The 22751-nt window shown below is 40.3% G+C and carries 19 protein-coding genes; 11 read left to right on the top strand and 8 right to left on the bottom strand.

Annotated features, from left to right (window positions below):
• Window positions 1–281: 281 nt before the first annotated feature.
• The 4 genes from ACSLUH_RS00295 to ACSLUH_RS00280 all read right to left on the bottom strand — a co-directional run bounded on the left by ACSLUH_RS00295 (window position 282) and on the right by ACSLUH_RS00280 (window position 4799).
• Window positions 282–1040 (bottom strand): alpha/beta fold hydrolase, encoded by a 759-nt coding sequence (locus tag ACSLUH_RS00295; protein WP_448563393.1) that lies wholly within the window; start codon window positions 1038–1040, stop codon window positions 282–284.
• Complete coding sequence (locus ACSLUH_RS00290; protein WP_448563391.1) at window positions 1037–2110, bottom strand: M14 family zinc carboxypeptidase; 1074 nt, start codon at window positions 2108–2110, stop codon at window positions 1037–1039. The genes ACSLUH_RS00295 and ACSLUH_RS00290 overlap by 4 nt, the downstream gene beginning before the upstream one ends.
• Window positions 2111–2276: 166 nt before the next feature.
• Window positions 2277–2900, bottom strand: coding sequence for a hypothetical protein (locus tag ACSLUH_RS00285; RefSeq protein ID WP_448563389.1), 624 nt, complete (start codon window positions 2898–2900; stop codon window positions 2277–2279).
• A gap of 81 nt (window positions 2901–2981) precedes the next feature.
• Window positions 2982–4799 carry a serine hydrolase domain-containing protein gene (locus ACSLUH_RS00280; protein ID WP_448563387.1) on the bottom strand — a complete coding sequence of 606 codons (1818 nt, stop codon included), beginning with the start codon at window positions 4797–4799 and terminating at the stop codon, window positions 2982–2984.
• A gap of 148 nt (window positions 4800–4947) precedes the next feature.
• Between ACSLUH_RS00280 and ACSLUH_RS00275 the strand changes: the two genes are divergently transcribed.
• The 3 genes from ACSLUH_RS00275 (at window position 4948) to ACSLUH_RS00265 (ending at window position 9307) form a co-directional block, all read left to right on the top strand.
• Complete coding sequence (locus tag ACSLUH_RS00275; RefSeq protein ID WP_448563385.1) at window positions 4948–6645, top strand: sensor histidine kinase; 1698 nt, start codon at window positions 4948–4950, stop codon at window positions 6643–6645.
• Window positions 6646–7344, top strand: coding sequence for a LytR/AlgR family response regulator transcription factor (locus ACSLUH_RS00270; protein ID WP_448563383.1), 699 nt, complete (start codon window positions 6646–6648; stop codon window positions 7342–7344).
• Window positions 7345–7774: 430 nt separating this feature from the next.
• A complete protein-coding gene (locus ACSLUH_RS00265; RefSeq protein WP_448563381.1) occupies window positions 7775–9307 on the top strand; it encodes a M12 family metallo-peptidase in 1533 nt (510 codons plus the stop codon).
• 69 nt (window positions 9308–9376) lie between these two features.
• Here the strand turns inward: ACSLUH_RS00265 and ACSLUH_RS00260 are convergent, their stop codons facing one another.
• Window positions 9377–11608, bottom strand: coding sequence for a DUF5916 domain-containing protein (locus tag ACSLUH_RS00260; RefSeq protein WP_448563379.1), 2232 nt, complete (start codon window positions 11606–11608; stop codon window positions 9377–9379).
• A 103-nt stretch (window positions 11609–11711) separates the two neighbouring features.
• Between ACSLUH_RS00260 and ACSLUH_RS00255 the strand changes: the two genes are divergently transcribed.
• Window positions 11712–12590 (top strand): LysR substrate-binding domain-containing protein, encoded by an 879-nt coding sequence (locus tag ACSLUH_RS00255; RefSeq protein WP_448563377.1) that lies wholly within the window; start codon window positions 11712–11714, stop codon window positions 12588–12590.
• Here ACSLUH_RS00255 and ACSLUH_RS00250 read toward each other — a convergent pair.
• The gene (locus ACSLUH_RS00250) at window positions 12579–12854 is read right to left on the bottom strand and encodes a DUF3565 domain-containing protein (RefSeq protein WP_448563375.1); all 276 of its coding nucleotides are present in this window, start codon (window positions 12852–12854) and stop codon (window positions 12579–12581) included. The two genes, ACSLUH_RS00255 and ACSLUH_RS00250, sit on opposite strands and share 12 nt — an antisense overlap.
• Before the next feature lie 231 nt (window positions 12855–13085).
• Between ACSLUH_RS00250 and ACSLUH_RS00245 the strand changes: the two genes are divergently transcribed.
• Window positions 13086–14546 carry a serine hydrolase domain-containing protein gene (locus ACSLUH_RS00245; protein ID WP_448563373.1) on the top strand — a complete coding sequence of 487 codons (1461 nt, stop codon included), beginning with the start codon at window positions 13086–13088 and terminating at the stop codon, window positions 14544–14546.
• Between the two features lie 110 nt (window positions 14547–14656).
• On the opposite strand, the gene ACSLUH_RS00240 is transcribed toward ACSLUH_RS00245, so the two are convergent.
• Window positions 14657–16288, bottom strand: a complete 1632-nt coding sequence (locus ACSLUH_RS00240; protein WP_448563371.1) for an alpha-glucosidase — start codon at window positions 16286–16288, stop codon at window positions 14657–14659.
• Between the two features lie 254 nt (window positions 16289–16542).
• On the opposite strand from ACSLUH_RS00240, the gene ACSLUH_RS00235 reads away from it, so the two are divergent.
• The 6 genes from ACSLUH_RS00235 to ACSLUH_RS00210 all read left to right on the top strand — a co-directional run bounded on the left by ACSLUH_RS00235 (window position 16543) and on the right by ACSLUH_RS00210 (window position 22031).
• Window positions 16543–18306 (top strand): alpha-amylase family glycosyl hydrolase, encoded by a 1764-nt coding sequence (locus ACSLUH_RS00235; RefSeq protein WP_448563369.1) that lies wholly within the window; start codon window positions 16543–16545, stop codon window positions 18304–18306.
• 380 nt (window positions 18307–18686) lie between these two features.
• Window positions 18687–19103: a cupin domain-containing protein gene (locus ACSLUH_RS00230; protein ID WP_448563367.1), complete on the top strand. Its 417-nt coding sequence runs from the start codon at window positions 18687–18689 to the stop codon at window positions 19101–19103.
• A 125-nt stretch (window positions 19104–19228) separates the two neighbouring features.
• Window positions 19229–19777 carry a hypothetical protein gene (locus tag ACSLUH_RS00225; RefSeq protein ID WP_448563365.1) on the top strand — a complete coding sequence of 183 codons (549 nt, stop codon included), beginning with the start codon at window positions 19229–19231 and terminating at the stop codon, window positions 19775–19777.
• Between the two features lie 219 nt (window positions 19778–19996).
• Window positions 19997–20971 carry an alpha/beta hydrolase family protein gene (locus ACSLUH_RS00220; protein ID WP_448563363.1) on the top strand — a complete coding sequence of 325 codons (975 nt, stop codon included), beginning with the start codon at window positions 19997–19999 and terminating at the stop codon, window positions 20969–20971.
• 150 nt (window positions 20972–21121) lie between these two features.
• Window positions 21122–21517 carry a DUF4019 domain-containing protein gene (locus tag ACSLUH_RS00215; protein WP_448563361.1) on the top strand — a complete coding sequence of 132 codons (396 nt, stop codon included), beginning with the start codon at window positions 21122–21124 and terminating at the stop codon, window positions 21515–21517.
• A 52-nt stretch (window positions 21518–21569) separates the two neighbouring features.
• Window positions 21570–22031, top strand: coding sequence for an SRPBCC family protein (locus tag ACSLUH_RS00210; protein WP_448563359.1), 462 nt, complete (start codon window positions 21570–21572; stop codon window positions 22029–22031).
• Window positions 22032–22147: 116 nt separating this feature from the next.
• On the opposite strand, the gene ACSLUH_RS00205 is transcribed toward ACSLUH_RS00210, so the two are convergent.
• Complete coding sequence (locus ACSLUH_RS00205; protein ID WP_448563357.1) at window positions 22148–22609, bottom strand: EVE domain-containing protein; 462 nt, start codon at window positions 22607–22609, stop codon at window positions 22148–22150.
• Window positions 22610–22751: the final 142 nt, after the last annotated feature.

Here is a 22751-nt window from a genome sequence, read left to right as displayed (position 1 = left end):
GGAAATGACAGTAAAGCCGTTGAACACTTTGATTGCCATAGACGCCAACTAAAAATGTTGACCTAGAGTATGAGAAGCCCGAAATAAAGTGTTCCCCCATAAAAGCCTTACTTGTTTACTTAGTTTTAGATATGCCCTTAGTCTCACTTTAGTACAAGATAAAAAAAGCAACAACTTCAATCAAAAAAGTTTTTCAGCGAACCTATAGTTTCGCTTGAAATAATCTTAATATAAGGCTTTCACTCAAAACTAAAATAAACATATAAAATCAATATGCAAAATTATGCATCATGTATTGTCTCTATGAGCTGCGCGATTAACCAATCAGGATCATCTAAAGCAATGTCATGCCCTGCCCATGGGTGTGTAACAAGATGACTGTTTATCCGTTGGTGCAAATCAAGGCTTGCTTGATGAGCAACCAATTTATCCTTTGGGCTACAAATAATGAGCATTTTTGCTGTGATAGGTGAGCGTAAGGAAAATCGTGAAGCGGCAATTAATTGGCGAAGCAGGTTTTTGCGTGAGGTTGCCGTGTGCTCACGCAAAGCCACCCACTCGTTTAACATGGGATGAGGTGATGCTTGTTGATTAGAGGTTAACGCTAGAACAACCCGTTCGACTGCCAATGGTTTATTGTTGATAAAAACTGCCTTTATTAACTGACTAAGAGAGGATAACTGAATGCGCTGATACCAAGGTGTTAAATTGGCAACACTGGTGTTGATCAGTGTCAGTGAGTCAATTTCATCGGGATAACGCTGCGCCCAATCTAATGCAATCATCCCACCGAGTGAGAGCGCAACAAGATGAACGCGGTGATCAGGGGTTAACTCTAATGCATTACTGAGCTGCTGACGGCAGTGCTCGGTAAATTGATTTATTGTTAACGGGCTTTTTTCTTCGGCAAAGCGTCCATTTCCTAGCGTATCTAAGGTAACGACGTGATCACCGTTAACCGCATTCGTAAAGTCTTTTAGAAACACTCCCCAATGACGAGCATCTCTGCCTAATCCTCTGATCAACACCCAAACATTCATTGTTGTTTATACCAATGTTTTATTGCCGCCTTGCGAATTGGATGAACAGCATCGTTTATTGGTAACCAATTTGCGTAGTTAAGGCAAGCCTGAGTGAGAAAATCAAATAACACAATGTGACGCCGCTGTACTCTTGCCCATCGGTGTTTAACACTTGGGTTAAATAAGCCTTGATATGAAAATAACTGCCTTGGCCTTTTTTTTACCCAATTCCACGAGCCCATTTCTAAGGTGATCGACAAAAATGGCTGATTAAACTCATGTTTAACTAGCTTAGCAACGTAATCCCACAAATCGCCATGGGTAGTATATTTTCTCGATTGCGGTTCAAAAAGATAATTATTGTGTGGATAGGTTCGTTGCCACAATTGATATAAAGCAAAGTAACTGGCGACATTAAAAGGAGGACGTTTGCGATAGGCATAAGGTATCCACAACCTATCTTTAAAACCAAAGCCGGAATGACAATCAATGACCAAATTAAATGGCCGCTGCAAGCACTCATTTTTCAGTACGTCGATCAATATTTGGTTTTCGCGCTCAAGCCGATCTCCTCGATACCAAGGTAAGTGTCGACTTAACGTTTGTCCACCGACAAACCATGGCACTTTATCTTTCGCATTAATTGGCGCATTACGCATCAAATCAACACCATTGGCGTTTGCGCGAGAATTTATTAGCATGCCCGTAGGATTCATCACTGGCAAAACGTTAAATCTAACCTTGCTTAATAATTCGCTAAAGTGACTATCCCATTGCATCCGTTGCACTAACGTATGTAAATAACTGAGCACGACCTGAGAACCTATACGCTCGATACCGTGAATACCACCAACAAAGGTAATAGCGGGGGCATTTTTTTGTTGACTGCCAAATGAAAAACCAACCAAAGGCACCTGTTCAACCGCATGATCAATATGGGAAACATTAAAAACATCATACACTTTCGGTATCAACCAACCTTGGCTTTGCTCGATAAGCTCAACCATACTGGCGTATTCTGGCAGTTTTAATAATAACGCATCACTGAACTCAGCGAATCTATTATAGTTGCCATAGGGTCTATGCATATTGTCGGTTTATTTGTGGCAAGTGACTTAGGTAGATAATATTTCAGTCTAGCTGATTGAGAGACGTCGGTTGATGATCTTTTAATGACAAATTTAAAGTTGCAGCCTCAACTTGAAAAAGCTGAAGCTGCTTAACAATAGAGAATGGGTTTATCGGTAAAGAAAGTTAGAAGCTCGAGCCAAAAGATAAGCCTACTGATGAATTTAGCCCATCACCAGTTAGATAGTATTTAACGTACAATCCCATGTTGAACCCTTGAGATACTTTTTTAATACCACCTTTGACAAATACCCCTCCATCAAGATCAATATCTTGCTCTGAACAGTTTGAACATCCTGGAATAGTTCGCTCAGAGCGGGTCATAATGTCAATACCACCTTGTCCATAAACAGCAATATCTTGATTTTCACCATAATACTGAGCCATCCCAGAAGCAACGCCAATCAACAAGCCTGAAGCATCTGAACTTTTGGTTGAGCGATCGCCTTTATTAGCCCATCCAGTTCCAACCACCTCTTGCTTAAAACTCGCATTGTCATCGTAAGATAAATAGCTCGCTGAAAGTGTTGTTATCCATTGGTTCTTGATGTAATCCAAATCAATACTAAAACCGGTAGCGCTTTCTTCAATGCCTTCACTTTTAACGCTCTCATCAAAACGATTGGTATTGACTGAGATTGACCAACTCCAGCTTCCTTGCTCGTCTTCTTGAATTTCCATCGGTTCATTAGCATAAACTGAAGCATTAAACGCGAGCATTAAGCCTGCCACAAGAGATAATTTTCTCATATAATTCCCTTTTGCAAATGTTATTAAATTGTAAAAATCGCGAACTATAGTAGAGAAAAGCAAAACATGTCAATAACTTAATTAATGGTAGTAACCAATAACGTTATAGCGGTTAAAAAATCCAACAAACAAAATAGCAACCACTAATGACATTTGCAGCAATCTAGACTGTTTTACCACCTTGAAGTGTTTAAAAACTAGCATAATCAGACTCATCAAAGCCAAAAGCGGCAAGGTCAGTAAAACAAATAACAACGGGATATTTCCCGTTCTAACATCAACAATATCAATGGTGTAGAAAAAACCAATTAACCCTACAGTAAATACGCACATTAATATGTTCGGCAACGCAAATCCAGCCGCAGCTTTAGCTGGCAACTGTTGTTGGCGCTTAAATCTAGTCATGGTTGCAATCACCATTGCCAAACTTAGCACTAATAGCACCAATACCAATATTTGTTGACTGGTACTGGCATTAAACCAATTGCGCTTTTCAAGTGCTCGAGGTGCGCCCCCCCAATCTAAAAACAAATGCGTAACTTGGCCATTGTCTGTAGCAAACTTTAACGTATGACCAATACTTTCTTCTCTAAAGACATTCTCCGATACCGGATAATATTTATTGCCATGAAAGACAAGATAGTCATTGCCAGCAGTGATTTCTTCGTCTTGTTTAAATAACGCTGAGATCGCTTCAAATGTCGTTTTATTTTGGCGGGTTGGTGTATAAGTACCTGCATACTCACTTAAATTGTTAACGGTTATCTTATCCAACGTCAATGGTGCTGGTTGCTCGAACAGCGCCTTAAATAAACTATAATGCATTCGACCAGTAAAGCTTGAGCTACCGCTATTTACCGCCGAAAAGTAGCCCATCTTCTGCTCAGGTAAAATAGCTAAATGAGCAGAAAAGCCAATATGTCGCCCGTCATGCCACCATGCGGTTTGACCTGAACGTTTATATTGCATAAACGCTAGCCCCATAGCGCCAGTATTATCTCCATGACTAAACTGCTCTGAGAACAATAACGATTGCATTTCAGTGGTGATCACCGAATTGTCAGAAACCAACGCTTTGATTAAACGTTGCATATCTTGACCCGTGGTTAACATTGACGTTGCCGGGTAACGATGAACATAAGTATATGGCTTTGCTTTATAGGGCTGTTGGCGTTCGGTATAACCTATCGCCAAATACGGTTTATGCTCTTCGGTTAAGATGAAGCTCGAATTATTCATCGCCAGCGGCTGTAAAATGTTTTCATCGACATATTGATAAAAAGGCATACCAACTAATTCCTCTATCACCAACCCTGCAAGCGCGTTACCATAGTTGGAATAAGCAATCAAAGCGCCTGGTTGATAAACTTGCCTTGGCAAATAGTTCTCTAAATGAGTCGCCAAGCTTTGCCTTTGATCAGGCGCTAACGTCGAATCAGCATAAAACTTATCTTCGAACCCCGCCGTATGAGTTAACAACTGGCGCATGGTTACTGGCCAGCGAAGCTGTTCAAGTATTTTAGTATTTCCAAAATACTCATCAATCGGCTGGTCTAATTTAAGCTTTCCATTAACTGCAAGCTGACTAGCGGCAATCCCTGCAAAAATCTTAGACACAGAAGCAATGCGAAAACGTGTTTGTTCAGCGCTTACCATCATATTATCTTTGACGTTACTGATGCCAAACCCAGCCAAGTAACTCGGTTGCCCTTCTTGATACCAAGTAACCACACCGCCTGGCACTTCATGTTGATTTTCTTCAATATACGTATCGAGAAATTTAGATACTTGCTCTGGTTCAACGGCCTGTTCAATTTGTTGTGCATTTAACGAAGTGATCGTTAAAGTGCATGCCGCCAACGTACAAGCGGAAAAAAAATGACGAAGGAAATTTTTCATCGCATTCACCCTCTCTGAGATTACAAGTTGTTTACTTTATGGCGCCAGTGTATCTTGGGTCTTAACAGGTGGGTTTGAAATTTGGGTCAAGTGCTCAAATTAGCGCTGAACTGCGCTTTTAAGCCCAAAAAACTGATAAAATTACCCGATGAAAAATATTCCCTTATTTATTGTCCTGCTTGTTGGTTTACTAAAAATAAGTATCGCCCAAGCAATTGAACCACCCAAATCTTCTGGGGTTCGAATCATTTCTGCAAGTTATACCCTAGACACGGGTCAAACACTTTCGCAGCTTGAAACAGCTCATTGGCAAGCGCGAAAAAGTTGGTTACTCCCTGAAGAACAAAAAAACGTTTGGCTCAAAATGACATTTGTTCTAGAGCAGCCTCAAAGTAACGGGTTATTTATCAGTACGTTGTCTAGTCAAGAAGTCTATTGGGATAGTGTTTTTATTGGCCGCTCGGGTAAAATTGGTTTTAGCGCACAAGAAGAAATTCCGGGTTTAATAGATACAGCCTACCGCATACCAGATCAACTGCTCACCCTAGGCCAGCATCAACTCATCATTCGCCTGAGCCGTCATCATTTACCAAGCTTAGGTAGTCATAACGTCATTGATGTCGCTATAGCACCTCACGATATTATCCAACAGCAACAAATGCTCAAAGCCTATTTGCCCTTTTTCGCATTAGGCGCGCTTATCGTGGTTGCTATTTTCTTTTTTAGCTTAAGTATCTCTATAACAAATAATCACAGTTACCTTGCCTTTGCTGTGCTTTGTTTGTTGGTAGCCGCGCTATTATTGGTAGAGTCGTGGCGGCCATTGTGGAGTTACCCATACGATTGGCATTTAACCAGACTGCTCATCGTCGCTTTACTGACAATTGCCATCAGTACGGTACTTCCTTTTGTGATGTTAAAAGAGTTTGAGGTAGACAATATAGGTAGAAAAATCACCGTGTGCTTAGTGTTTTATTTTACGATTGTTTTCACCATTCCAAGTTTTGACTTAAGTGCATTTATCATTGTTACCACAGCACTTTGCTTTTCCTTATTTATTATCATCACTGCCTGCCATAAGCAAAAAACTAAAGCGACATTTTTAATATCGAGCATCTCGCTGTGTTTACTGTGCGCATTCCTCTTACCTGATTTTTTAGAATCCTGGTTCTTCCTATTATTTGGCGTGGTGATGGTGGCAACGTTACACCGTTTAGCCAATACCATGCGAGCTATCAAACAAAGTGCGCACCAAAAAGAACTGGTTAATGAACAGCTAAAACTAGAGTTAGTAAAAGCGCATATTCAGCCTCACTTTTTAATGAATACCTTAACCTCATTAGCTGAGTGGATAGAAGAAGCTCCTCAAGTTGCCCAAGAGTTAATAGAAGCGTTAGCGGATGAATTTAGACTATTAATCACTATCGTTGATAAAGACGCTATTTCCCTTGAAGAAGAGCTAAAGCTTTGCAAACTGCACGCTAAAGTAATGTCACTACGTCAAGATAAAAGCATTAACCTTGTTATTAAAAATACGCAATCGCAATTAACCATCCCCCCTGGGATCATTCACACACTAATCGAAAATGCTATTAGTCACACCCAAATGCTTGAGGCTGAGACGTTAAGCATCACCATCGATATTTCAGAGAAACATAACCAGATTGCGATTAATGTTATCGCGCCATTAGCAAGCAATAAAAATCAAAACGTCATCGGACTAGGGACGGGTAAACGCTACATTGAAGCGCGCTTACAACAGGCTTACAAAAACAATTATTCCCTTGAGGAATGGTCTGAAAACCACCTTTGGCATAGTAAAATTGAGATCAAGGGAGTTGCATAAATGAATGTGCTCATTGTTGAAGACGAAGTAATGGTGGCCAAACGCCTGCAACGATTAACTAAAGCAATACTTGGTGAAAAGCTTCACCATATCAAGCATATCAATAACCTTGATGATGCTGAATCCTATATCGATGAGCACCCTATCGATGTACTGCTTCTCGATCTAAATTTAAACGCGCAAGATGGCTTTACCCTATTACAACAAGCGGTCGCTGAAAGCTTTCAAACGATTATTGTCTCAGCCAATATTGATAAGGCGATTACTGCGTTTGAATATGGCGTTATTGATTTTGTTGCCAAACCCTTTAATCAATCACGTTTATCGAAAGCGTTTGCACGATTAGCCGAGCATACCAGCGCTTCAACGACTAAATTCCTATCAATAAAAAAACAACAGCGTGTAGAAGTCATTTCATTGCAAGATATTGAATATATTCAGGGTGCGGGTAATTACAGTGAACTCGTTATGCTTGACGGTTCAATCCACCTACATGAGAAAAACCTCGACAAATTATCACAACTATTACCAAGTAATTTTGTCCGTATTCATAAATCCTATATTGCTAACTTAAGCCATTACCGCCATTTACAAAACTATCCAGGTTCTAAATACGAGCTAGCACTCCTTTCTATGACACCACTCCCCGTCAGTCGAACCAAAGTAAAGGCGCTGAGAGCTAAGATAGACCAGTTATAATGCTCAGTTTTTAAACAACATTTGACCCCAATCAAGATAATCTCAAATATCTCAGATTGTGTAACATCATTTTAACCTTTTGCTGTTAGAGTTACGCTTGTGACTTACCCAACAACATAAAAAAGGATATTGATGTTACTTTTTTAAACCAAAGCAGTGTTTTAATAACGCTCTCTCTCGCTGATAATTAGCTAAAACTTAACCACATTACTTGAACAGTCTACTGCTCGGGTCAGCTTAGTTTTGGTCAAATTTTAGTGACACGCGTGAACTAGCAAAAATTTGGCTTTATCGAGTTTCAAAAACCGCCTTTATGTTGAATAGGGAAGCATCACTATCAATACCCATATTTTGATGAAACGTTATCTGACTGAGCTCGCTCGCAAGCCTTAGCAGATAACCATAAAACACAGTTCAAATGGAGATAGACATGGTTTTAAAATTCAACTCAACACTGAGCGCTGCATGCCTCACATTGACCGCTTTTTTACCGTTAACCGTTAATGCATTTATACAAGACGATGATTTTGGTAGTCAGGTTATTAAATCGCAAGCGGCGTATATGGCGAAAAATAATCAGTTTTTACAACTAAACCCGAATATCAGTGAAATTGAATATCGCACTTTTGACATCAAAAAGATTAAGCTCAATAAAGCGAAAATCAAATTTAAGCTACCCACTGGCGAACAACTTGAATTTACTAAAACCCAATTAGCGTCAACCAAGAACAGCGGGGTATTGTGGCAGGGGGTTAGTCAATCTGGAAGCGAATTAACCTTTACCTTGAACAATGAAAGCCTTCATGGGGTTATTTTGCATCAAGGTGATATTTACAACATTACGAAGATTAGTGACAAACACTACGCCGTTTATAAAACCAATCAAGAGGCATTGCCAGCTCAAGAAGAGCCTGACTATATTGGTGAGCCTGACCCATCTGTTGAATCTTTAGATTTCTCAGGCGCTCAAACAACAACTGAAACCACACCAAGCAGCGCAAACTCAGGTCATGCCCAAATCAAGATGCTTGCGGTCTATGGCCCTGAAGTAAGGGATATGATGGGCGGTGACAGCAATTTAAAATCTCGCCTTGATATCATGGTAAATCAAATCACCACAGCATTTAAAAATAATGGTGTCGATAGCCAAGTGTCGGTAGAACTTGTTTCCGCAAGCTTTATTGATTACCAAGAGGGCTCTGGCCACAGCAGTATTATTAGCGATATCAAAGGAATGACAGAAGTTGACAACCTTCGCGATTATTATCAAGCGGATGTTGTTGCCATTATGGTTGCGAATAGCCAATATTGTGGCATGGCAAACAGAATTGCCGCTGAAAAAGACTCTTCTTATTTCACCATCTACGCCAGCTGTTTAAAGTACACCTTTCCACATGAATTAGGGCACTTACTTGGCATGCGTCACAACCCTGAGCAAGATAGTCGTGGAACTTTTAGCCACGGTTACTTAGACAAGGTAAATAAGTTTAGAACCATCATGTCATACAACGACAATGGTTGTTGTGATCGTATTCCTTATTTTTCGACACCAGAGCAGTACCACGAAGGTAATGTCATAGGCTCTGCTGATAAGCACGACAACAAGCGTCAGCTACTTAGTTATGCCCCAAAAATGGCCGACTTTTATGTTGATGCAGGCGGTGGCAATTTAGAAGCGCCAGTGGCTAACGCTTATACCTTAGGTTGCTACGGGCTAAACGGCATCAGTTGGACGCAAGTTTTTGGTGATACTAACGAAATGACAACATATAACCTCTACCGTGGAACCAGTATGTCAATGGACAATAAATGGTTAGTAACTTCAACATACTACACCACTGAATATGTCAATATAAATGACGAAAATGACGCCCCTTACTTTGCTGTAGAAGCTTGTAATAGCAATGGTTGTTCAGCGCTTTCTCGTTACGTTAAAGCAGAATATTTATATAACTGTCAGTAACGTTACCATCAATAATGAGCCCACATTACTGATGGTGACCAATAAAGGCGGTTAAACCGCCTTTATTGATTAAAATCTCATCCGCACTTTCGCAAACAGCTGATGGTCATCTGGATGGTTAAACTGCTGGTTAAAGATATCATGATTTGACCATTGCTGATCTTCAGTCTGCGTTTGATAGAATCCACCGTTACGCACATAAACCAAGTAAACATCGGATAAGGGAGCAAAACGGTAGCGATAACGTAACTGCATTGCCAATTGGCTTTGTTTAAAGCCTAATTGGTCAGCAGCAGTTCTCTCAAAATTGTCTCCTTGTTGATACACTTTGCCATTAAAAGCATTCACACCAAACCATTGGCTTTTTAGACTTAATTCTTGGTTATCAGCCAGCAACCACAAGACATTGATACTGTATTGCGCAAATTCTCGTTGATAACGCGTTAATTGTCCATCGCTATTACCTATTAACCAATCATCACTGCGTAGTTGATAATAACTCGTTGCTAACTGCAATTGATCTGAGATTGAATAATCTAACGCAAGTTGATAACTATTCCCCCAACCAGAAACGCCTTCTTCAAGTCGATGAAACTCTAGCTGGTAATGCAGCTTACCTGCATAAGGACTATTATAAATCAAACCAAAGTCATATTGAGAGGGCATCATCAAGCTACCATGACCACGAGTGATCAGATCATCAATGCCTGAAGTTTTCACAGCAACGCGGCCTGTCCACGAGGAACTGGCTTGCGTCGTTGCCACCAGCTCAAGTGCATACTGATCCACTAAGTTTTCACCGGCACCATTTTGCGCCAGTTTACCATCGACTATTACTTCGTAATCTCGAATTGCACTGCCTTCGTCATCAGGTAGGATTAACATTTGACTATTAATCGAGAGCTGCTTTAAATCATTTCGCGCCAGATAGCCCATATCATTTAAATTCAGCGAGTCATCAAGCCAGGTTAAACTGAACTTACTGTCCCAAAAACGTGAGTGGATAATACGGGTATTTACAACGCCGCCATAGCCTTTTTCAGTTGTTAATTCTTTGCTATTTGATGACAGCAACTTACCATCTAAGGTGATGTTGTCGAACCAATAACCAAAGTCAACCGCCGAGGTTAGTGCCTGCCTATCAAGCACTGGCCGTTCAACCCAGTTAATGATCTGACCCAAGTAACCGCTATCGCCTTTAACCAACCAACGGCCGCTGACAAAGTGTTTACCTTGGTCGAGTCCTTGATCTTCTTCTTTTACCGCCATAACACCAAAGTCAGCTAACTGATTAGTGCTTAAATACTTAGCAGCCAGTAAAATATCGCTCGGTTGTCGATTGAGCTGATCAGCACCATCTGGGCTAGCACCAATACGACGAGTATTGAGTAACTCAATTCCTTCATCTTTCACATCAAACAAGCTTTGGTTTTCAGTGAAAAATGCTCGACGATCACTATAGAGTGTTTCAACCGCTGAAAAGTTAGCGACAAGCTCATCGCTTTCTGCTTGGCCAAAATCAGGATTAATCGCTACAGTTAACTGTTGATCTTGAGTGGGCTTCCAGATCACATCAACTCCCACTCGATGCGTGTTCTCTCCTTGGTTTATATCTCGCGCAAACGAAGCATAAGGAAACCAATCAAAGGTGCCTCCCGTTGGCTTATCAGTTAACACAGGTCGCAATGCTTGCATAAAATTTGCTTTGCTAGGCGATGTATCTGGAAAAGCGTATTGCTCGCCATTGGCAATATGGTAGCGACTAAAAAACAATTTAACCTGATCAGCATCGTTACCTTCAGCGCTTGAGTAAGGGGCTATTGCCCATGGAATGAATACTTCGGCATACCAGTTTTCTTCATCTTCACTGACACTGAAATCCCAAGCACCTTCCCAGTCATCATCATATTGATTGCCACGCGTATAAACACCGTCCATGCTGCCACCGCCTAAGGTGACAACAAAATCATAAATGGTATCGCCTTGCCCGGAAAAATCGATAGCAATAGAATTAAAGTCTGCTGAAGTGTGTTGATCCTTGCCACTATACTTACGCGATCTATTTTGTTTATCTTGCTGATTTACAAAAGCAAAATACAAGCCGTTGTCATCCGTGATAAATTTAACCTGAGTCGCCACGCTAGGTTTTGCGCCTGTATCAGGGGAGGTTTGCACGAACTGGTCAAATACTTGTGCCGTTTGCCATTCTTGCTCATTCAGTTGACCGTCTAAAACGATATCCGCAACAGCGGTATTGGCTGTCAACGCCATCAAAAAGGCTAAATTATGAATATTTTTCATTACATCTTCTATTCAAATAAAAAGAAGTACGATTATATTTGATTGCTTTATCGCTAAACTAATGAAAAAATCACACCAAACATGAATTAAATTCATATTTAATATGTATAAAAATTTACCTTCGTTAAAATCGCTATTAGCGTTTTCAGTGGCCACTAAAAGTGAAAATTTCAGTCAAGCGGCTGACAATTTATTTATTACCCAAAGTGCCGTCAGTCATCAAATAAAAAACTTAGAAAAAGCGCTTGGTTTTGAGCTTTTTTACCGAGAGGGCAAACAATTAAAACTCACTGCTAATGGCAATAAGTTGGCACAAGTGGTCAATCAATCGCTCTCAAACATTGAAACAACGATAGAAGAAATTACCGGCCAAACTAACCATATTGTGCATTTTGGCGTGAGCAGTAGCTTTGCTATCCACCGATTAGTACCACGACTAGGTGAACTGCTTGAGCAATTACCCATGCTGGATATTCGCCTTAAAATGATCAGCTGTCATGATCCGCTCACAGAGCTGGATCTTGATATTATTTTACATGACAACCCCATTAGCCATGTTGCCTATCAATGTCAGCAAATCAAGCAAGAGCGCTACTTTCCTGTGGCAAATGCAACACTAGCCCAACAACTAGGCACAACGCCAATTGAACACTGGCCGGATCACACCAAATTAATTGATATTCAAGGCTTTAATACATGGCAGGAATGGTATCAGTTAGCCAACGTGGTAACTGAACCGCTCAACGTTCAGTACTTTAGTCACAATATTTTAGTGATGAAGTCTATTTTAGCCGGTCATGGTATTGCGTTAATGGGAGAAGCATTAATTAAAGATGAGCTTGAACGAGGCGAACTAATAAAGTTAAGCGCTCAAGCGATGACATTTGATGATGAAGGTTTTTATTTTAGTTGCCATAAACGCCGTGAAAAAGATGCCAATATTCGTAAGATCCATCAATGGCTTATTGGCTTAATCAACTAGCCGATCTTTAGGCGCTCCAAGATCGCACTTTTTGCACTTAAGCAACATACCGAGCTTTTCTGAGCGCCCTTTTTCGGTAATCACCCATGGACGATTAATAAAAGGCGGCTGATGACGAACATGTTGGTTATGACCACACGCTAGCTCGGCGACCCAATGTTGCTCTTCATCTAAATGATAACCGGTAATGGCTTGCTGCATAGCAGTGTCTTTTACTCCAAATCGGAACTGAGGCGCAAATATCGATTCAATATCAGGCAGCATTATAGCCCTCAATATTCGTTATACCAATTCCATCCATGCCAATAATTAGCATAAACAAGCTTGAAAACACCAAAACTGAAGGGGTAGCGTAACCTACCGAACAAAAGCAGCGCTTTAACTGCTAAATGATTGATTTAGTTATTTTTGATGATAAGCTACGCCGCCAATTATTAAACCAATAATAACCACAATGCCTCTCATCAATAAAGGATTTACGTTTAGATGTTACCAATGAAAACAACGCAACTTATTAAAATAATGACCCTGGCCTGCACGACATTTTTAGGGACAATATCAACGACGTTTGCCGATGAAATCGATGATTACCTCGTCGATATCATGAAAAAGAAAAATATCCCTGGCCTGCAACTCGCCATTGTTAAAGATAATAAAATTATCAAAACCGGTGCGTATGGCTTATCCAATATTCAAGATCAAGTCGCGGTAAAAGAGCATACCCCTTTCCCTATTTTTTCAATGACTAAAGCCTTTACTGGCGTTGCGATTATGCAACTTGCCGAACAAGGCAAACTAAGCCCTTCGGATAAAATATCAACACATTTAGACGGCTTGCCAGAAGCGTGGCAAGAAGTAACGATTCGACAACTGCTTAGCCATACTTCAGGCATACCTAAAATATTAAACGGCAATGGCGTTGACCTAATTGCCAATGGCCAACCAGACCCTGCATGGCAAGAAGTACAAACACTGCCAATGCGCTTTGAAACTAACACCCGTTTTGAGTACAACCAAACCGGATATATTCTATTGGGTAAAATTATTGATAAACTCTCGGGGCAACCGTTTGTTGACTATATCCAGCAAAACCAGTTAGCCAAAGTTGACATGCCAATAACCTTGGCTGCGGGTTTTGGTCACACTTCAGGGATAGTGCCCAATCAGGCTCGTCCATACGTTTGCTGTATTCAAGGGCAATTACAGACCTTACAAATTATCTTTGACCCTTTCTTTAGAACCGCTGCAGGCATGAGTGCCACGGCAACAGAGCTAGCTAAATACACCATTGCCCTTCAACAAGAAAAACTGCTTGATAGCAAACACCTAAAAGAGCTTTGGACGCCGACTCGATTAAAAAATGGTGAAACCGCTGGCTTTAGTCAATTAGAAAATGGCTATGCCCTTGGCTGGCAAACCATTTTACGAGAACAACACCCTGCCGTAAGTGCCAGTGGTGGCGATTCAAATTCTACGGTGATCTATCCTGAAGATAATTTAGCCATCGTTGTATTAACCAATAAACTAGGTAGCTTACCGATTTTCTTTATTGATGAAATTGCTGGTTTTTACTTTCCTGAAATGAAAGCTGAAAATGGTTGGGGGTTATCGAAAGACTTATTCAAACTTTTCAAAGACATGGAAGCTCATGGCTTTGACCAAGCAATTACCTTGGCTGAGAAAATGAAATCAACGGCGAAGTTTGATGTCCAAGAAATTAACCTTTGGGGTTATCAGTACCTCAATAAAAAAGCATTCGCCAAAGCTATCGAGATCTTTAAGTTAAATGTGCATTTATTTCCTGACAATGCCAATGCCTACGATAGTTTGGGCGAGGCCTATGCCATGTTTGGCGATCGCGAAAAAGCTATCGCAAACTATCAAAAAGTGCTCGAACTTTTACCGAACAACAAAAATGCCCTCAAGCAGATTGCCTTGTTGAAACAACAAAAGTAACCTTGTAGGTAAAGCTGCATCGCTAAGATAATAAAAACGCCACTTGATTTGATCATGTGGCGTTTTTTCTTTTTCTATCTTGGCGACAATATTATTGTCATGAGTGGCAATTACCTCATCAAGTAAGCTATCTCAAAAGGTGCTAACTGCACACAATGTTGCTGCCCTTCTACACTAAGCTGGCAGTTATCAAAACCATGGCTAGATAACAACGTTAGTTGACTCTCGTCTATCAAGTGTTCAATGGATTGTGCTGAAAAATTGGCAACAACCCACAGCATTTGCCCTTGATATTCACGCTTGAACACCAATTTCGTGTCAGTGCTTTCAATAAAGTCGATATCGCCATAACGTAAACACGGTTGGTCTTTGCGCCAATGCATAAAGGTGCGATAAGCCTGCAATACGGAGTTAGTATCGTCTTCTTGTGCTTCAACACTGTTGGCAAGATGCTGTTCACTCACCGGCAACCAGGTATTTTCAGCCTGAGAAAAACCGCCATGGTTAGATAATGATGACCACGGCATCGGAGTGCGACAACCATCACGGCCTTTAAACGTTGGCCAAAACGTGATGCCGTATGGGTCTTGTAAATCTTCAAACGCGATATCGGCTTCAGTTAAACCAAGCTCTTCCCCCTGGTAACTACAAATACTGCCGCGCAGTGACGCGAGTAGCGCATTAAACAACTTACTTTGCGCCTGACGATGTTCTTCACTTGCCCAACGTGAGGCAACACGGGTGACATCATGATTACCAATCGCCCAACATGGCCAGCCATCGGCCAACTTGCCTTCTAACGCTTCAACCGTTTCGCGAATATAGTGTGGGCTACCGTCTGGGGTTAGCAGCTCAAAGCTATAAGCCATGTGCAACCGCTTGTTACCTTGCGTGTACTCTGCCATGGTTTGCAGTGAATCTTCCGACGATATTTCCCCTAAGGTGACAACATTAGGATATTTATCCATCAATTGACGGATATCTTCCATAAATGCAATATTTTCAGGCTGGGTATTATTGTAATAGTGGTACTGAAACGCATACGGGTTATCTTCACTAAAGCCACGGCCTTTGCGGTCTTGTGGTGCTTTGGCTGGGTTATCGCGAAGCTGCTTATCGTGAAAACAAAAGTTAATCGCATCTAACCTAAAACCATCAACGCCAAGTTTTAACCAAAACTCGACATTATCAAGCACAGCCGCTCTTACTTCAGGATTATGAAAATTTAAATCTGGTTGCGAAGTCAGAAAGTTATGCAAATAATACTGCTGACGACGAGGCTCCCATTGCCATGCACAACCACCAAAAATTGATAACCAGTTGTTCGGTGGCGTGCCGTCTTCGTTGGCATCAGCCCACACATACCAATCTGCTTTCGCGTTGGTTCTATTTTCTCGACTTTCGATAAACCAAGGGTGTTGATCAGAAGTATGGCTCAGCACTTGGTCAATAATCACTTTAATATCAAGCGCTTTGGCTTGACTCATTAACGCTGAAAAATCAGCCATATCTCCAAACATCGGATCGACTTGACGATAATCACTGATATCGTAGCCAAAATCTTTCATTGGTGACTTAAAGAAAGGAGAAATCCAAACCGCGTCAGCGCCTAAGCCTTTAACATAAGGAAGTTTAGTGATAATCCCGTTAAGATCACCAATGCCATCATTATTGGCATCCATAAAGCTTCGAGGATATATTTGATAGATGACGGCGCCGCGCCACCAAGGTTGATTTTCCATACACGTCCAATCTATTTTATCATTATCGCACTCTTGAGAGCTCAAGCCGCGACGCGACCATAACAAAGAATACTTTTTAAGACTGGCTTAAGCATAAGTAGCGCCTAGTATTAGTGCAATGATCCTGCATACGTATGCATGAAATATGGCGGCTAATAACGTTATGCATACGTATGTAAGTTTTATACTTGTGATGATGTTCTTTGTACTATCAATCATCATAACGACGTTAAACACTAAGGTAAGGTATACACGTGATAATTAAAAACCTCATCAGCGTAGGCATAATCACCTTTAGCGCATTGAGCATGCTCGGTTGCCAAGTTCAAGAATCAAAACAAACTAACACAAGCGACTTAACGGTTAAAAAGGTAATCGCCACTGACTTAATGCCTTATCATCAGCGCCCTATTGAAGATGAAGTGTTTTATTTTGTCTTACCTGATCGCTTCTCCAACGGCGACACCGCGAATGATATGGGTGATAAAAACATCCCAATCTCCTATGGAGGTTTTGATCCTACTAATGAAATGGCTTTTCATGGTGGCGATTTGCTCGGCTTAAAAGATAAACTGCCTTACTTATCACAATTGGGTATCACCAGTATTTGGCTAACCCCAATTTTAAGAAACCAAGCTGTGCAAGGCGATATCTCAGGTTACCACGGTTACTGGGTGCTAGATTTCACCGAAATCGACCCACACATTGGCAGCAACGCAGATCTAAAAGTCCTTATCGACCAAGCTCATCAACACAATATTAAAATATTTTTTGACATTATCACCAACCACACTGCCGATGTGATCAAATACAAGGAGTGCCATGGTGAAGATGGCAGTGGTTGGTCAGAAAGTGGCGAAGCGTGCCCATATATTTCACTGAGTGAGATGGCGCGAGGTAAAAAATATTCGACGGTCATTCAAGCGGGTAATGAAGCACTGAAAACCCCCGCTTGGTTAAATGACCCAGTACATTATCATAACCAAGGTGATTCTACTTTTAGTGGCGAAAACTCACTTAATGGCGATTTTTTTGGCTTAGATGACCTCAACACCGAATCACAAGACGTTGTCGACGGTATGATTGCTATCTACAAAAACATCATCACTGAGTTTAAGCCTGATGGCTTTCGGATCGATACGGTAAAACACGTCAATATTGAATTTTGGCAGCAGTTCATTCCTGCACTTGATGCGCATGCTAAAGCGCAAGGGATTAAAAACTTCTTTATGTTTGGTGAAGTCTATAGTGGTGATCCGGTTGAACTGAGCCGCTTTACTAGCGAAGGCACACTGCCTTCGGTACTCGATTTTGGCCTGCAATCAGCACTCTATCAAACCTTAATTGAGCAAAAACCGACACACGTATTTGACCAACTGTTTGCTCAAGATGCCCTTTATAAAAACGCTAATCAACTGCTTAACTTTACTGGCAATCACGATATGGGACGCTTTGCTTACCTGTTAAGTATACAACAGCGTTTCAGTGATCAAGAGATTGCCAAGCGCTTTAAGCTTGCTACTGCAATCAGTTACTTTGTTCGTGGCGTACCCGTTATCTATTACGGTGATGAACAAGGGTTTATCGGCACGGGCGATAATCATAATGCCCGTCAGGACATGATGCCGTCAAAGGTTAAGCACCACAACCAACAAAAATTATTGTTGTCGACCGCTAGTACCAGCGAGGATAACTTCGATACAACACACCCGTTATTTCACTATATATCAACGCTTTCATCGCTCTACCATCAACACAGCACCTTAAGACATGGTGCGCAAAAACTGATACACAGCAATGACCAAGAGGGCTTAATGGTAATCGAGCGTCAAGATACTAAAGGTCGTTATTTAATCGCCTTTAATACGTCAACAAAACCGCAATCAACACCATTGCAACTTACTGGCAATTATCAACTGCTTTATCAGAGCGCAAATCACGCCTTACCAACGCTTGCCCCCGAAGCCACATTAGCGTTATCTGGGTTATCGTTTGCCATCTACCAACAAAATAACTAAATACGCTTTTATCGCGCAAAAATGCTTTCAAAAAACCAGCAGCTATGCTGGTTTTTTAGTTTATCGTGCTCATGATTTTCTACGCCACTGCGCTCTTTTCTCTAAGTAAAAAAAAACTTTAAAGACACTGTTTATCCATACAGAAACCGACTAATTCTCGTTTTTGACAAAAAATAGAGAAAAAATCTCGCTTTCTCCGTGAAAAGCGAGATTTGTAAATACTATGTTATTGATTTCATGTAAAAGAGCTGGTAGCGTTCGGATTAATCAAAACAAGGAAGAGAAGAATTCTCACCGTTATTAACGAGAATAATTCCTCCTAATAAGCTGTTAGCTTCCAATTTTGCTGTATGGGAGACCTTAAACCATAGGAGAGTAAAATGAGTAAAGAAGTTATTGAGCAACCCGATTTTTCCACTTTTCATGACCCAGAGACAATTACAACCATTGTAAGTAGTCATGATCAGGGTTGGGATTCTGTATTTGGTGTACAGCAATTCCCAAACCGTATGGAAAGGAAAGTTATTCCTGTAAATAAAGGTTTTTACAAGCAAAGTGTGCTTGTGTCAGTTGAGCCAAATACAAAGGTTGCTAAGCATAGTCACCATGAGCCAACCTTCAGACTAATTCTGGAGGGGGCCGCCATAATCAATGGTGTTGAGTATAAGGTAGGTGATTGGATGGTCGTGCCTAAAGATTTTCCATATGACATGGAGACAATTTCTGGGTATCGCGCTCTTGTCGAATATGGTGCTAAGTGCGGTTCCCCGCAAATTTCTGCGGTAACAGAGCTGTAAGCTAACAAGGCTATCAATCGGACAGCTTGGGCTCCGCTTTTTTGCAACTGGCTTCGCCATTTTAGTTGCAAAACGCTCCACCCAAGCTGCCGATTATAGCGGCGTTATATTTTTAATGAGGTTATATGAAACATTACATATTATTGATTGCGTTTGCTACTTCTGGTTGCGCAGTTCCGTATAAGCAACCATTGCAAACAGAGCCTCACGCAACAATAGAAGTTGTTCATAAAACCACTTCATTTCCTTCATCAACAACTGTAAACGTTTTTAGCGATAGTTTGTGTAGGAAAGAAGGGCATTTAGGGAGATTAGCTTCATTAGGAAAAGCTTATGATTTAGATGAAAAACCTGTAACCTCTTTGATAAAGCCAGAGAGTAAAGTTTATTTGGCGTTTGATGGTTGGACCCAAGAAAGTGCTGGGTATTTTGAAGATGGAAGGTTTGTAAGTCATATAAACAAAACCTGTGTAAACTTAATCAGTTTTACGCCACAAAAAGGTGATAAGTATACAGCATACCAACTTGTTACAAATAGAAATCAATGTGAGGTGGTACTCATAAAAGAAAGCAGTGGGAAAAGCCCAGAAAATCTTGAATATTTACAAGCTGTTAAGTCTTGCTCAGCCTATTGTGCTTTAAATGACGACAACAAAAAATGTCCGCCAGAATAACGCCGAATTATCCATTAAAAATAATTCAAATAAAAACATTCAAGTTTAAAAAATATAACAAGCGCATTAAGTAGCGGGACACGTAAAGCTTACTCGGTTCCGCTTCGCTACACATTTTAGTAAGCATTACTTAGCCCCTTATGCGGGCGTTATTTTAGCTAATAGTTTTATGCTCAGAAATGAGACGTTGGAAGTTTTAATTACCGCGATGGAGGCCGCATGTATAAATTTATTTTCGTTGTATGCTTAGTAGTAACATCATTTACTGTTCAAGCAACCAAATTGATTAATGATGAACGAATCATGGATCAAGAAGACTGCTTTTCTTGGGTTTTTTCTGACTATAGTTCATGGCGTAATGCTGGTAATAAAAGTGATGAGCAGAAACTTCAGTTCGATAAATTGTTTGGAAAAGATAAATTTACCCTTTATAAAAAAAACCTATCGTGTCGAACGTTTAAATACGAAGTCGACGGCAACGTTGTACATGGTTATGTAATTAAACCCACAAGCTCAAAAACGAGACTTCCTGTGCTTGTCTATAATCGTGGAGGAAATGGCAATTTTGGCAAAGTTTATTTTCCTAATATGTTTCTTAATCTATTTCCAATAGCTAATGAAGGGTTCGTTATTATTGGGAGTAACTACAGAGGAACGTTCACAAAAAATACTCTTCTCGATGAGTTTGGTGGTAAAGATGTAAACGACGTCACCGCGTTATTAGATTTTATTCCAAACATTCACGCTGCAGATGCGCAACGAATTGGTATGTTTGGCTCAAGCAGAGGTGGTATGCAAACTCATCTCGCTTTAAAGAAAACGAGTAAAGTGAAGGCAATAGCAACAATTGCAGGAGCCAGTGATTTGTTAAAAGAGCTAGAGTTTCGCCCGTTTATGGAAAAAGTTTATAAGAGACAAATTCCTAATTATGAGAAAAATAAACGAGCAGAGTTAGCAAAGCGTTCAGTTTTAATGTGGGTTGATGAATTATCACCAAAGGTTCCTATTTTACTTTTGCATGGGACAGATGATAAACAGGTATCCGTTAATAATTCTATTGAATTAGCTGATGCGCTTTCAAAAAATAATATCCCGCACAAGCTTGTTCTTTACCCTGAAGATGGACATGCTTTACACTTAAATAAAGATAAAGCAAATAAAGAGCTCGTTAATTGGTTTAGAAAGTATTTATAAAAAACTTTTTATCCGTTGTTAATGAGCAAAACTCGAAATGATTGGCTTGGATTATTGCTTTATCAAATTTTGCCAGCCAATACTCTCCCACAAAACAAGAGAGTTTAAAGTTTGGCTCTATCAATACCCTATAAAGGAAAAGGAATGATTATGAAAAAACTAATGATAGTGTTATCACTGTGTATTTCTACTTTTGTCTGGGCTAATGAATCTATGGGATCAATTGCCGCACAAGAGTGGCTTAAAATTGTTGATGCTGGCAGGTACGCGGAAAGTTGGGAAAAGTCTGATTCATTCTTAAAATCACAACTTACACAAACTAAATGGGATGTAGCGCTTAAAGGTGTTCGTACTCCATTGGGTCAGGTTAAGTCGCGCTCTAAACTGGGGGCAAAAGAGTATACATCACTTCCAGGTGTTCCTGATGGTGAATATTTAGTGATTCAATATCAAACTGAATTTCAAAATGGAAAGTCAGCAACTGAAACATTAACCCTGAGTAAAAATAGTGGGAATTGGCTTGCAGTGGGTTATTTTATTAAATAAGTTTTAGCATTTACAGTAAATAAATAATATCAAACATAAAAAGGGATATTTTATGAAAGAGATAATTATTACACGAACGTTGACCATTCCCATTAACCAAGCCTTTGATTTATTCTCGCGTCAACTTAATAGCTGGTGGCCTAAAGAGTACACTTGGTCTAAAGATAAGCTAGATCGGATAACGATCGAGTCTTTTGTAGGCGGTCGGTGCACTGAATATGGTCCTCATGGTTTTCAAGTAGATTGGGGGCGAGTTCTAGCATGGTATCCTCCAAAGCATTTGTCGTTTAGCTGGCAAATAAGCCCAAGGCGTGAGCCTATTCCTGATCCTGATAAGGCTAGTGTTGTTGACATCAAGTTTTCTAAGATAACTGAATCGTTAACTCAAATAGAACTAATCCACCGCAACTTCCTTAACCATGGCAAGGGGGCAGAAGACTATCTTGAAGCATTAGGTTCAAAGTATGGTTGGCCACTAATATTAAATGCCTACGAAAATGCTGTTGATTTATAACAGAAAAGCTACATAGCCCTCTGTTATTTTGATTTGAACAATAAGCGTAGATAAAACCCTGCTATCCTGCTAATTATATCGCCCTACTCTCTTGAAGGTATTTGTGAAACAAAGGTCTATCGTTCACTTATTTGACATATCACCTGCCATTCATCTGCCGTTACTGGCTGAACGGAAAGCCTTCCTTGTTTGACTAAAACCATATCTGATAACGCTGGATGATTTTTGATGTCAGCAAGACTCACCACTTTTTTAAACTTTTCGACAAAGCTAACCCCAAGACAAAACCAACGCGGATTATCCATCGATGACTTTGAATCAAAGTATTTACTCTCAGGGTTAAACTGGCTTGGATCTGGGTAAGCCGATTTAACCACTTTACCAATACCGGCAACGCCAACTAATTTGCAGCTGCTATGGTAAATAAATACCTGATCCCCCGCTTTAATTTGATCTCGAATAATATTTCTCGCTTGATAATTACGAATACCATCCCATGGTTCATATTCAGTTTGAATGTTCTGTAAATCATCAATACTAAATTCATCTGGTTCGGTTTTTAACAGCCAATAAGCCAAAATTATTCTCCAAGCTACAATACAATATATAAGGTAGTTATATTTATAAAAAAACAAAGACCGCTAACCTAGACTTCCTCAATACGATGGTTAAAAAGCAAATTAGTTTAGCGACAGTAGACAGTAGTTTACTGAACATAAT

This window comes from Thalassotalea ganghwensis, from assembly GCF_053485795.1.
The sequence above is the reverse complement of the archived record's forward strand: the minus strand, read 5'-3'. Positions and strand labels throughout refer to the sequence as shown.